General features: G+C 73.4%; 8 protein-coding genes. 4 read left to right on the forward strand and 4 right to left on the reverse strand.

Features of this window, described 5'->3' with window-relative positions; genetic code table 11:
* Positions 1-61: 61 nt before the first annotated feature.
* Complete coding sequence (locus tag AAH979_RS18825; protein ID WP_346259423.1) at positions 62-1657, reverse strand: hypothetical protein; 1596 nt, start codon at positions 1655-1657, stop codon at positions 62-64.
* Positions 1658-1881: 224 nt separating this feature from the next.
* Here AAH979_RS18825 and AAH979_RS18830 point away from each other — a divergent pair, with 224 nt between their 5' ends.
* From AAH979_RS18830 to AAH979_RS18845, 4 genes are all read left to right on the forward strand, one after another.
* On the forward strand, positions 1882-4560 hold the full coding sequence (locus tag AAH979_RS18830) for a LuxR C-terminal-related transcriptional regulator (RefSeq protein ID WP_346259424.1): 2679 nt from the start codon (positions 1882-1884) through the stop codon (positions 4558-4560).
* A 69-nt stretch (positions 4561-4629) separates the two neighbouring features.
* Positions 4630-5925, forward strand: a complete 1296-nt coding sequence (locus tag AAH979_RS18835) for a nicotinate phosphoribosyltransferase (protein ID WP_346259425.1) — start codon at positions 4630-4632, stop codon at positions 5923-5925.
* 2 nt (positions 5926-5927) lie between these two features.
* Positions 5928-6512, forward strand: coding sequence for an isochorismatase family protein (locus tag AAH979_RS18840; RefSeq protein WP_346259426.1), 585 nt, complete (start codon positions 5928-5930; stop codon positions 6510-6512).
* Positions 6513-6561: 49 nt separating this feature from the next.
* Entirely contained in the window at positions 6562-7824 is a 1263-nt protein-coding gene (locus AAH979_RS18845) for an MFS transporter (protein ID WP_346259427.1), read from the forward strand.
* Between the two features lie 162 nt (positions 7825-7986).
* On the opposite strand, the gene ctaD is transcribed toward AAH979_RS18845, so the two are convergent.
* The 3 genes from ctaD to AAH979_RS18860 all read right to left on the reverse strand — a co-directional run bounded on the left by ctaD (position 7987) and on the right by AAH979_RS18860 (position 12425).
* Positions 7987-9747 carry a cytochrome c oxidase subunit I gene (gene ctaD / locus AAH979_RS18850; protein WP_346259428.1) on the reverse strand — a complete coding sequence of 587 codons (1761 nt, stop codon included), beginning with the start codon at positions 9745-9747 and terminating at the stop codon, positions 7987-7989.
* A gap of 305 nt (positions 9748-10052) precedes the next feature.
* Positions 10053-11159 (reverse strand): FAD-dependent monooxygenase, encoded by a 1107-nt coding sequence (locus AAH979_RS18855; RefSeq protein WP_346259429.1) that lies wholly within the window; start codon positions 11157-11159, stop codon positions 10053-10055.
* 168 nt (positions 11160-11327) lie between these two features.
* Positions 11328-12425: a sugar kinase gene (locus tag AAH979_RS18860; protein ID WP_346259430.1), complete on the reverse strand. Its 1098-nt coding sequence runs from the start codon at positions 12423-12425 to the stop codon at positions 11328-11330.
* Positions 12426-12443 lie beyond the last annotated feature (18 nt).

The following is a 12443-nucleotide window of genomic DNA, read 5'->3' on the forward strand; positions in this document are numbered from 1 at the left end:
GTGCCACCGTCGACGGCGTAGCGAGGAACCGGAACGCCGCCCGGGCCCGAACCGGGCTCGTTCAGGCGAGCAGACGACCGTGCCGGATCGCCTCGGCCAGCACGTCGGTGAGCGAGTCGGCGACCGCCTCGAACCGCCGGGACACCTCGCGGCACAGCTCCAGCTCGGTCTCCCGCAGCGCCCGGCCGAGCCAGGACCGGGCCTGGATCGGGTCGGCCCGGAACGGGTTGCGCCAGTACTGGTAGCAGCCGCCGGAGAGGCCGACCCCGAGCGGCGGCAGGATGACCCCGCCGGTACCGCCGGGATAGGCCGCGAGCGCGCCGACCGCACCCAGCCCGAGTACGGTCTCGACCTCGCCGGTCTCCCGGATCAGCAGTACCCGGTCGAAGTCCCGGGCGGCCCGGGCGGCGGCGAGTCCCCAGCCGACCGCGGCGGCGGCACGCAGCCGTACGCCCTCGTCCGGCACCGCGCCGAAGACCAGGGCGAGCGACTCGCCCAGCATCTTGTCCACACCCGCGTCGCAGGCCGCCACCACCTCCAGCGACAGCGCCTCGACCTCCCGGTCGAGCAGCCCGGGCAGTCCCGGTACGCCGGCACCGCCGACCACCTCGCGCACGCAGCGCAGATGGATGGCGGCGATCTCCAGGGCGATGTCCCGGCGGAGCTGGTGGGCGAGGCCCCGGGACCGCCGCTCCAACCGGTCGGCCCAGTCGGAGGTCCGGGCGGCCGGCGCGACCGGAACCGTCCGGGTGGACCCGGGCGCGACCGGCGGGGTGAGGCTGGCCCGGCGCAGCCCCTCGGCACTGGCCCAGTCGATCAGGGCCCGGCGCAGGTAGGCGGTGTCGGCGGCGGCCGGATCGAGGTCGATCCAGTCCACTCCGGCGAGCGCGGGCACCGCGGCGACCAGAGTGGTCCGGCGCGCCTCCAGCCAGCCTGCCGACGACCCGTCAGGTGCCGGTTCCTCGTCGTCCTGGCCGGGCGCCGCGAACCCGCTGACGATGGCGGCTGCGGAACCGGTGGAGTACGCCGGTGTGCGCCCGATGCCGTCGGCCGGGCCGCACCCGGCGGCGGCCCAGCGGTCGGCGGCGCCCGGGGTGCCGACCAGGAAGACCGCGGCCTCCTCCGCCACCTCGGCCAGCAGGTCCAGCTCGGCGCCGGCGACCGGCTGGTCGTCGGGGAGTACGTAGAGCAGCGCGCCGCCCCGGCGCACGGCGTCGCGGACCACCCGGATGCCGGCCACACCGAGCGTGCCGGTATCCGGCGCGTCGACCAGGGTGAAGTGCCGCAGCAGCGGGTCGGGCACGGTCAGCTCGACCCGGCGCGGCGGGCGGGCCAGGGCCGGGCCGGCACCGACCGGCTCCGGCCGGTACTCCCGGGAGGAGCGCAGCCCGGGCACGTAGGCGGCGCCGCCGACGGACGGCGCGTAGTCGACCACCAGGAAGCTGCCCGCCGGCACTCGCAGCGGTGGCGCGGCGGTGCCGAGCAGTCCGGCGAGTACGGCCCGGCGGTCCTCGCCGGACGGCCCGACCGTGATCACGGCGAGCGGTTCGTCGGGTGGGGACTCGACCAGCGCCGGTTCGTCGCCCGGCGTACGGCGGGGCGTCCGGGTGCCGGGCGCTGCCGGCGACCCGGAGACGGGGAGCGACCGGAACTCCATCGCCGTCTGCACCTCCCAGCCGACCGGAACACTCCGGCCGGACCGCTGCCGTCGGCAAGGCTCGACCGGTGGTACTGGCCGAGGTCCCGCCGAATATCGGAACGCTACGTGTCGATGCCGGTACGCTACGAGCATCAACGATACTCATGGATGGCCGCACGGCTACTCAAATTCATTCAGTCACCAGACGCGCGCGGATGGCATCCGGTCTATATGCTGCCCCGATGGGGCGGTGGAGCTTCGTTGGCCGAACGGATGAACTCAACCGGTTGGTGAGTGCCGCCACCAGCCCGGGCAGCCGAGGCATTTTCTTCAGCGGCACCGCCGGCGTCGGCAAGAGCCGCCTGCTCGGCGAGGGGCTGGCGGCGCTGCCCGCGCACGGCTGCGCCGTCTGGTCCGCCTCCGCCAACATCGCCACCGCCGGCATCCCGTTCGGCGGACTCGCCCAGGTGCTCCCGACCGACCAGCCCGCCGGTCTCTCCCCGGCCGGCATCATGCGCTGGGCCGTCGACGCGCTGCACCAGCAGGCGGCGGGCCGGCGGATCGTGATCGGCATCGACGACGCGCACCTGCTCGACCCCTCCTCGGCCGCCCTGGTCTATCTGATCGCCCGCTCCGACAACGCGACGGTGCTCGGCACGCTGCGCAGCGGCGAGGCGGTACCGCTGCCGATCCGCGCGCTGTGGACGGACGACCTGGTCGACCACGCCGAGCTGGCCCCGCTGACCCCGGACGACAGCAACGACCTGCTCACCGCGATGCTCGGCGACCCGGTGGACGGGCCCTCGGCGGACCGGCTCTACCGGCTCTCCGAAGGCAACGCCCTGATGCTCCGGGAGCTGGTCATCGCGGCGCACGCCAGCGATGAACTGACCCGGACCTACGGCGTCTGGCGGTGGACCGGCCGCAGCCAGCTCCCGGCCAGCCTCGACGAGCTGATCGACGCCCGGATCGGCCAGCTCGACCCGGGGGTGCGCGCGGTGGTCGAACTGGTCGCGATGGGTGAGCCGATCGGGCTGACCCTGCTGCACCGGGCGACCGACGGCTCCAGCGTGGAGACCGCCGAGGAGCGCGGCCTGATCCGGGTCGACGTGCACGACCGCCGCTCGGACGTCCGGCTCGCCCACCCGCTCTACGGCGAGGTGGTCCGGCGGCGCTGCCCGGTCACCCGGGCCCGCCGGCTCAACGCCCACCTCGCCGAGCTGGTCGAGCGGGCCGGCACCCGGCGCCGCGACGACCTGCTCCGGGTGGCGGTCTGGCGGCTCGACTCCGGCACCGCGCAGGATCCGGCCCTGCTGCTGCGCGCCGGCGGGCAGGCGTTCAGCCAGTTCGACGTACCGCTCGCCGCCAGGCTGGCCCGGGCCGCGCTCGGGGCCGGCGGCGGCTACCAGGCCGCCGAGCTGCTGGCCACCATCCTGATGTTCGGCGACCAGGCCGAGGAGGCGATCCGGGTGCTCGACTCGGTCGCCGACCAGATCTCCTCGGACGAGCGGCGCAGCCGGTGGCTGACCGTACGCGGCATGGTCTCGTACTGGGGGCTCAACCGGGAGTCCACGGTGGCCGAGATCGCGGCGGACGCGGCACGGCTGACCGACCCGGCCGACCGGGCCCGGGTGGTCGCCTTCGAGGCGATCATGCGACTGCACCGGCTGGAATGCGCCGAGGCGCTGCGGCTGAGCCGCTCCGTGCTGGACCGGCCGGCCGCCACGGTGGCCGCCCGGGGCCTGGCCCGGTGCACCATCGCGCACCTGCAGGCCGCCCGGGGCGAGCTGACGCTCAGCGGCCGGGCCGTCGACGGGGTGGCCGCCGAGGCCGCGCAGTGGCGGACCGAGATGCCCTACCTGCAACTCGCGCTGGAACTGGCCCGGGGCACCCGGCTGACGCTCGCCGGCGACCTGGCCGGGATCGACGCGATCGTCGCCGCCGAGTTCGCCGACCTGGCCGACGCGGGCGACTTCCGGCTCGGCTCCGGCTATCTCTCGATCCTGCGTGCCCAGGCGGCCCGGCTGCGCGGCCAGACCGGTGAGGCGCTGCGGACCAGCCTCGGTGCCTGTGCCGTCCTTGCCACCAGCCGGGTCTTCGCCGGGCTGGCCCACGCCGAGCGGGCCCAGGCGGCGGCGATGCGCGGCGACGTCGACTCCGCGGTCGAGGCGATGGCCGAGTCGGACCGGTCGCAGACCTCCGGGATGGCCGTGCTCTACCCCTGGCTCGAACAGGCCAGGGCCACCGTGCAGGCCGCCACCGGCGACCTGGGCAGCGCTGTCGGCACGCTCCGCGAACTGGTACACCGGCTCCAGGCGGACGGTTTCGCCGGGCACGAGGTGCTGGCCCTGCACGACCTGGTGCGGTTCGGCCGGGCCGACACCGAGGTCGGCGAGCCGACCGTCACCGGCCGGCGGCGGACCGTGGCCCAGCGGCTGACCGAGCTGAGCGAGACAGTCGACGGCCCGCTGCCGGCGCTGATGGCCCGGCACGCCCGGGCCGAGTACGGCCACTCCGGCGACCAGTTGCTCGCCGTCGCGGAGGGCTTCGCCGAACTCGACCTCAACGTCTTCGCGGCCGAGGCGACCAGCCGGGCGGTGACCCGGCTCCGGGCGGCCCGGTCGAACCGGTCGCACGAGGCGAACCTGCGACTCGCCGGGCTGCTCCGGCGCTGCGACGTGCTGCGTACGCCCGCGCTGTCGGTACGCCAGCCGGCGCTGACCGAGCGGGAGCGGCAGATCGCCAGGCTGGCCGCCCGGGGGCTGGCCAGCCGGAACATCGCCGAGCAGCTCTACATCTCCACCCGCACCGTGGAGAACCACCTCCAGCGGGTCTACAACAAACTCGGCGTGGCCGGCCGCGGGGAACTGTGGCCGGCGCTGAAGGCGATACCCGAGCAGGAGGGCGAGCCCGACCGCTGACCCGGGCCGGCCACCGGGTGACGAGGTGACCGGCGACCGGCGGCGGCGCGGCACGCTTAGGCTGGCGTGGTGCACAGTTCCCGCCCCGCGCTGCTCACCGACCACTACGAGCTGACCATGGTCAGCGCCGCCCTCCGGGACGGCACCGCCGACCGGCACTGCGTCTTCGAGGTCTTCACCCGTCGGCTGCCGACCGGCCGCCGCTACGGCGTGGTCGCCGGCACCGCCCGGCTGGTCGACCTGCTGGCGGACTTCCGGTTCGACGAGGCGGACGTCGCCTTCCTCCGGGACAGCGGAGTGGTCGACGAGCCGACCGCCGAGTGGCTGTCGAGATACCGGTTCAGCGGCGACATCGACGGCTACGCCGAGGGCGAGCTCTACTTCCCCGGCTCGCCGATCCTGACCGTCTCCGGCACCTTCGCCGAGTGCGTACTGCTGGAGACGCTGACGCTGTCGGTGCTCAACCACGACTCGGCGATCGCGGCGGCGGCGGCCCGGATGGTCACCGCGGCCCGCGGCCGTACGCTGATCGAGATGGGTGCCCGGCGGGCCAACGAGGAGGCGGCGGTGGCCGCGGCCCGGGCCAGTTACCTGGCCGGGTTCGGCTACACCTCCAACCTGGCCGCTGGGCAGCGCTACCGGATACCGACCGCCGGCACCGCCGCGCACGCCTTCACGCTGCTGCACGACGACGAGCCGACCGCGTTCGCCTCGCAGGTCGCGGCGCAGGGCAAGAGCACCACGCTGCTGGTCGACACCTACGACATCGCCCAGGGCATCCGGAACGCTATCGCGGTCGCCGGGCCCGACCTGCGGGCGGTGCGGATCGACTCCGGCGACCTCGCGGTGCTGGCCCAGCACTCGCGGGAACTGCTGGACTCGCTCGGCGCCACCGAGACCAAGATCATCGTCTCCGGCGACCTCGACGAGTACGCCATCGCCGCGCTCGCCGCCGAGCCGGTCGACATGTACGGCGCCGGCACCGCCGTGGTGACCGGCTCCGGCGCCCCGACCGCCGGGCTGGTCTACAAGCTGGTCGAGGTGGACGGCCGCTCGGTGGTCAAGCGTTCCGAGCACAAGGCGACCGTCGGCGGGCGCAAGGTCGCCGTCCGGCGGCACAAGCCGAGCGGTACGGCGACCGAGGAGGTCGTCTCGCACGGCGCACCCGAACCGCAGCCCGGCGACCGGGCGTTGCAGCGGCGATACGTCACGAACGGCGAGCCGGAGCCGCTGCCGAGCCTGACCGAGTCGCGGGAGCACCTGCGGCAGTGCCTGATCTCCATCCCCTGGGAGGGACTCAAGCTCTCGGCGGGCGACCCGACCATCCCGGTCACCGTCGTCTCCGCCGACCAGCCGGAAGGGTAGCGATGAGCCGAGCACTGATCATCGTCGACGTGCAGAACGACTTCTGCGAGGGCGGGTCCCTCGCGGTTGCCGGCGGCGGCGCGGTGGCGGCCGGGATCTCCCGGCTGCTCGCAGCCGTTCCGGACCGCTGGGAGCACGTGGTGGCGACCAAGGACTACCACGTGGATCCGGGCGGGCACTTCGCGGACCGGCCCGACTACGCCACCTCCTGGCCCCGGCACTGCGTCGCCGGCACCGAGGGCGCGCAGTTCCATCCGGACCTGGCCACCGAGCGGGTCGAGGCGGTGTTCCGCAAGGGCGAGTGGGCGGCGGCGTACTCCGGGTTCGAGGGGACCACGGAGGGGGCCGAGGGGCTGGCCGACTGGCTCCGGCAGCGCTCGGTCGACACCGTCGAGGTGGTCGGGATCGCCACCGACCACTGTGTCCGGGCCACCGCCCTGGACGCGGCTCGGGAGGGCTTCGCCACCACCGTACTGCTCGACCTGACCGCCGGGGTCGACCCGGGCACGACCGACGCGGCGCTGGCCATGCTCCGCGAGGCCGGCGTCACCCTGCGCGGCACGCCCCGGGTCGGCGGCAACCCTTAGCGGGTACGTCGTACCCGCCCGGCAGGATGGCCGGGGAGGTGATCACCCGATGAAGCTCACGCCCTACCGGGACGCCCTGGCGCTGCCCGGGGTCCGGCCCCTGATGCTGCTCGCCCTGCTGGTCCGGGTCCCCAAGACCATGACCCTGCTGGCGCTCACCCTCTACGTGGTGGAGCACCTCGGGCACGGGTACGCGGCAGCCGGGCTGGCGGGTGCCGCGATGACGGTCGGCTCCGCGCTCGGCGCGCCGGTGCTGGGCCGGCTGGTCGACCGCCGGGGGCTCCGGCCGGTACTCGTGCTGACCACCGTCGCCGAGGCCGCGTTCTGGTTCAGCTCGCCACTCATGCCGTACCCGGTGCTGCTGGGTGGGGCGCTGCTGGGCGGCCTGCTGACCCTGCCGGTCTTCTCGGTGATCCGGCAGTCGATCGCCGCACTGGTGCCGGCGGACCGGCGCCGGCCGGCGTACGCGCTGGACTCGATGTCGGTGGAACTGTCGTTCATGGTCGGGCCGGCCGTGGCGGTGCTGCTGGCGACCAGCGTGTCGCCCCGGGCCACCCTGCTGGTGGTCGGCGCCGGCATCGTCTTCTCCGGCCTGGCGCTGGTCTGGCTGGACCCGCCGACCCGGGACGACCGCGAGCCGGCCGTGCCGGGCAGGCCGCCGTCCCGCCGGGAGTGGCTGACGCCCCGACTGGTCGGGATGCTGGCCATCACCACCGCCGCCACCCTGGTGCTCGGCGGCACCGACGTCGCCGTGGTGGCGGTGCTGCGCGCCGCCGACCAGGTGCACTGGACCGGCGTGGTGCTCGGCGTCTGGGCCGTCTACTCCCTGGTCGGCGGCTTCATGTACGGCATGCTGACCCGGCCGCTCCCGCCGCTGGCGATCGTCCTGCTGCTCGGGATCTGCACCGTCCCGATCGGGCTCGGCGGTGCCCAGTGGTGGACGCTGGGCCTCGCCCTGCTGCCGGCCGGGGTGCTCTGCGCGCCGGCGCTCGCCGCCACCTCCAACGCGGTGAGCCAGCTCGCCCCGTCCGGGGCCCGGGGCGAGGCGATGGGGTTGCAGAATTCGGCCCTCACGGTCGGACTGGCCCTCGGTGCACCGCTGGCCGGCGCGGTCATCGACGCCTCCGGGCCGGCCTGGGGGTTCGCCGCCACCGGCCTGGTCGGCACGCTGCTCGGGCTGGCCGTCCTGCCCGTCGAGGTGCGCCGGCGGCGCGCGGCCGTCGGAGCCGACCCAACGGCACCGGACGCCGATCCGGCACCAGACGCCGATCTGGTCCCGCCACCCGCGCTGCGGGCCCCGGCCGAACCCTGAGCGCCGCTCGGCGCGGGTCCACCGACTGGATGCTCGACCTGCTGCCCGACTCGGCGTCGGACCCCTGAGCGCCGCTCGGCGCGGGGTCCACCGGGCAAACGCGCTCGCGGCCGGCACCGGAGGGCTGCTCCGGGTGCCGGCCGCGAGATCGAACGGGGTGGGCTACCGCTGGTCGATGTTGCTGGCGGTGTCCTCGGTGTAACTGGCGCCGTGATCGGACTCGCTGGTCAGCGGCTTGGCGCCGCCCTCGGGCGGGCCGGCCAGCGACTGCCCGCCGGCGGCCAGCTCCGGGAACTTCGCGTCGAAGGCCGGCCGCTCGGAGCGGATCCGGGGCATCCGGTCGAAGTTGCGCAGCGGCGGCGGCGAACTGGTCGCCCACTCCAGCGAGTTGCCGTGACCCCACGGGTCGTCGACCTCCACCACCGGACCGGCCTTGTAGGACTTCCAGACGTTGTAGAGGAACGGCAGGGTCGAGATGCCGGTGATGAACGAACCGATCGTGGAGATCATGTTCAGCGTGGTGAACCCGTCCAGCGGCTGGTAGTCGGCGTACCGCCGGGGCATGCCCTCGTTGCCGAGCCAGTGCTGCACCAGGAACGTGGTGTGGAAGCCGATGAAGGTCAGCCAGAAGTGCACCTTGCCGAGGCGCTCGTCCAGCATCCGGCCGAACATCTTCGGGAACCAGAAGTAGATGCCGGCGTACACGGCGAAGACGATGGTGCCGAAGAGCACGTAGTGGAAGTGCGCCACCACGAAGTACGAGTCGGAGACGTGGAAGTCGACCGGCGGGCTGGCCAGCAGTACGCCGGTGAGGCCGCCGAAGAGGAAGGTGACCAGGAAGCCGACCGACCAGAGCATCGGGGTCTCGAAGCTGAGCTGCCCCCGCCACATCGTGCCGATCCAGTTGAAGAACTTCATACCGGTCGGCACCGCGATCAGGAAGCTCAGGAACGAGAAGAACGGCAGCAGCACCTGGCCGGTGGCGAACATGTGGTGTGCCCACACGCTCATCGAGAGCGCCGCGATCGCGATGGTCGCGCCGACCAGACCCTTGTAGCCGAAGATCGGCTTGCGGGAGAAGACCGGGATGACCTCGCTGATGATGCCGAAGAACGGCAGCGCGACGATGTAGACCTCGGGGTGCCCGAAGAACCAGAAGAGGTGCTGCCAGAGCATCGGGCCGCCGGTGGCGGCGTCGAAGACGTGCGCGCCGAGGATCCGGTCCGCGGCGAGCGCGAAGAGGGCCGCCGCCAGCAGCGGGAAGACCATGATCACCAGAAGGCTGGTGACCAGGATGTTCCAGGTGAAGATCGGCATCCGGAACATCGTCATGCCGGGTGCCCGGAGCGTCAGGATCGTGGTGATCATGTTGACGCCACCGAGGATGGTGCCCAGACCGGAGATGGCCAGGCCGACGATCCACATGTTCGCGCCGACCCCGGGCGAGTGCTCCACGTTGCTCAGCGGGGTGTACGCGAACCAGCCGAAGTCGGCCGCGCCGCCGGGGGTGAAGAAGCCGCCCAGCGCCAGCGTGCCGCCGAACAGATAGAGCCAGTACGCGAAGCTGTTCAGCCGGGGGAACGACACGTCCGGGGCGCCGATCTGGATCGGCACCACGAAGTTCGCGAACGCGAAGACGATCGGCGTCGCGAAGAACAGCAGCATGATCGTGCCGTGCATGGTGAAGAGCTGGTTGTACTGCTCCGGCGACAGGAACTGGAGTCCTGGCCGGGCCAGCTCGGCGCGCATCAGCAGCGCCATCAGGCCACCGATCATGAAGAACGCGAACGCCGTGACCATATACATGATCCCGATCTGCTTCGCGTCCGTCGTACGCAGCAGCCGCGTGAGTGCCGAGCCCTTGACCGGCTGGCGGACCGGCCAGGGCCGGGTCACGATCGGCTTGGGTGCGACGGTGGTCACGAGTGGCCTCCGGTTCTCGTTAGTCCCACTCGGCACGCGCTGTTGATCTGCGAGCCGTACCTCGCAGGCAGAATAGTCCCCGGCAGCGGCGGGTCCCTCCTCGGGTACGCCCCGACCCGCCGGGACCGCCCCACCAGCCCCGCCCGGCACCGCCGCGCGGGGCGACGGAACCCGCCGTCAGTCGGCTCGCCGCGCGGGCCGCAGCGCTTTCGCGGGTCCCCGCGGGCGCAGCACCCTGCTCCGCACCGCCCGCTCCGGATCCCGTGGCCGCGCCGCCCGCTCCGGACCATCTGGTCCGCGCACCGTCACGCCGGGTCGACGAGGAGCCGGTAGTGCTCCTGGAAGATCCGGTTGCCCCGGATCCGCAACAGCGGGTCGCGCAGCGGCGGCGGTACGTCCCGGGTCCGGTCGCGGTCGCGGGTCCGGTCCAGCACCCACTTGATCCGGGGCCGGCGCCGGCTCTCGTAGCTGTCCAGCGCCTCGGGCACACTCGCCGACCGGGACAGCGAACGGGCCAGCACCAGCGCGTCCTCCAAGGCCATCGCGGCGCCCTGGGCCAGCGTCGGCGCCGTGGCGTGTGCGGCGTCACCGACCAGCACCACCCGGCCCCGGGACCACGCGCCCAGTTCCACCTCGTCGGTACGGGTCACCTGCACCTGGTCCATCGCGGCCAGGATGGCCGGCACCGGGCCGCCGTACCCGCCGAACAGTTCCCGTAGCCGGGCCAGCGGGTCGGCCGGTGGCGCGGTGCCGACCTCGTCGGCGTAGCAGTGCAGCCGGCCGGCGCCCATCGGCATCGCGACGAACGCGGCCCGCTCGCCGAGCAATCCGGTCCAGTCGTCGAGCGGCGGGCCGCCGCTGACCACGCCACGGTAGCCAACATGCCCCGCCGGCCGGGCCGGGCCGCCGAGCGCGGCCAGCGCGCGGACCGCCGAGCGGCGCCCGTCCGCACCGACCACCAGGTCGTACTCGGCCCGGCCGCCGTCGCCGAAGGTGACCGTGACGCCGTCCCGGTGCAGGTCGAGGGCGCGGACCTCGGTGTTGTACCGCACCTCGCCGCCGGCCCCGCTCAGCAGCACCCGGTGCAGGTCGGATCGGGGCAGCGCCCGGCACTCGCCGACCCCCGACCAGAGTTTGTCGAGGTCGACCTCGCAGAGTTCCCGGCCCTGCGCGTCGAAGAACCGCTGGCAGCGGATGACCTGGCCGAGCGGTCGCACCGGATCGTCCAGCCCGATCTCCCGCAGCGCCCGCTCGGCGTTGCCGGGCAGGTAGAGACCGATCTCGGGGGCACCGGTCCCGGACGACCGCTCGGTGACCTCCGGCCGGAAGCCGGCGAGCCGGAGGGTACGCGCGACCGCCAGCCCGGCGATCCCCGCGCCGACGACGAGAACGCGCAGGTGGGATGCGGCCATCTGGTGACGCCTCCGGAGGGATGGGCACGCGTTGAAGGCAAGACACTACTCCGCGCTATCACCCCAGGGAAGATCCGATCGGATGTGCCCAGCTCACGACCGGGTCGCCGGCATCGGCCACTAGATCAGCGGCGTCGACCCCAAGGACCAGGTGGTCGGGTCACCGACTCACCGCTGGACCCGGGCACCCGCCCCCCGGACGAGTGCCTCGACCTCCTTCAGGCTCGCCATCGAGGTGTCGCCGGGGGTGGTCATCGCCAGCGCGCCGTGCGCCGCGCCGTACTCCACCGCGCTGGCCAGGTCACCGCCGGTCAGCAACCGGTAGATCAGCCCGGAGGCGAAACTGTCGCCGCCGCCGACCCGGTCGAGGATCTCCAGGTCGGGCCGGTGGGTCGCCTGCACGAAGCCGCTTCCGGCGGACCAGGCGATCGCTCCCCAGTCGTTGACGGTCGCGCTGCGTACGGTGCGCAGCGTGGTCGCCACCACCTGGAAGTTGTCGTACTCCTTGGTGACCGCCTCGATCATCCGCTGGAAGTTCGCCACCTCCAGCTCGGCGAGGGACTCGTCGGTGTCCGGCACCGCGAAGCCGAGCGAGGCGGTGAAGTCCTCCTCGTTGCCGATCATCACGTCGACGTACCGGGCGAGTCGCCGGTTGACCTCCTGCGCCCGGGCCTGGCCGCCGACCGCCTTCCAGAGGCTGGGCCGGTAGTTCAGGTCGTACGAGATCAGGGTGCCGTGCCGGCGGGCGGAGGTCATCGCGGCCTCGATGGTCTCCGGGGTGACCTCGGAGAGCGCCGCGTAGATGCCGCCGGTGTGCAGCCAGCGCACGCCCAGGGTGCCGAAGAGGTGGTCCCAGTCGACGTCGTCCGGGCGGAGCTGACTGGCCGCGGTGTGCCCCCGGTCCGAGGTGCCGACGGCACCGCGTACCCCGAAGCCCCGCTCGGTGAAGTTGAGCCCGTTGCGGACGCTCCGGCCAATGCCGTCGTACGGCACCCACCTGACGAACGAGGTGTCCACCCCGCCGGTCAGGATCAGGTCCTCCAGCAGCCGTCCCACCTCGTTGTCGGCGAACGCGGTGACCAGCGCGGTACGCAGCCCGAAGCACCGGCGCAACCCCCGCGCCACGTTGTACTCGCCACCGCCCTCCCAGGCCCGGAACGCCCGCGCCGTGCGTACCCGGCCCTCGCCCGGGTCGAGCCGGAGCATCACCTCGCCGAGCGAGACCAGGTCGAAGCGGCAGTCGTCGGCGGAGCGGAGCGTCAGCATGGGCGGACCTTTCAGGCG

The sequence above is a fragment of the Plantactinospora sp. ZYX-F-223 genome, from assembly GCF_039649625.1.
Classification (GTDB): domain Bacteria; phylum Actinomycetota; class Actinomycetes; order Mycobacteriales; family Micromonosporaceae; genus Plantactinospora.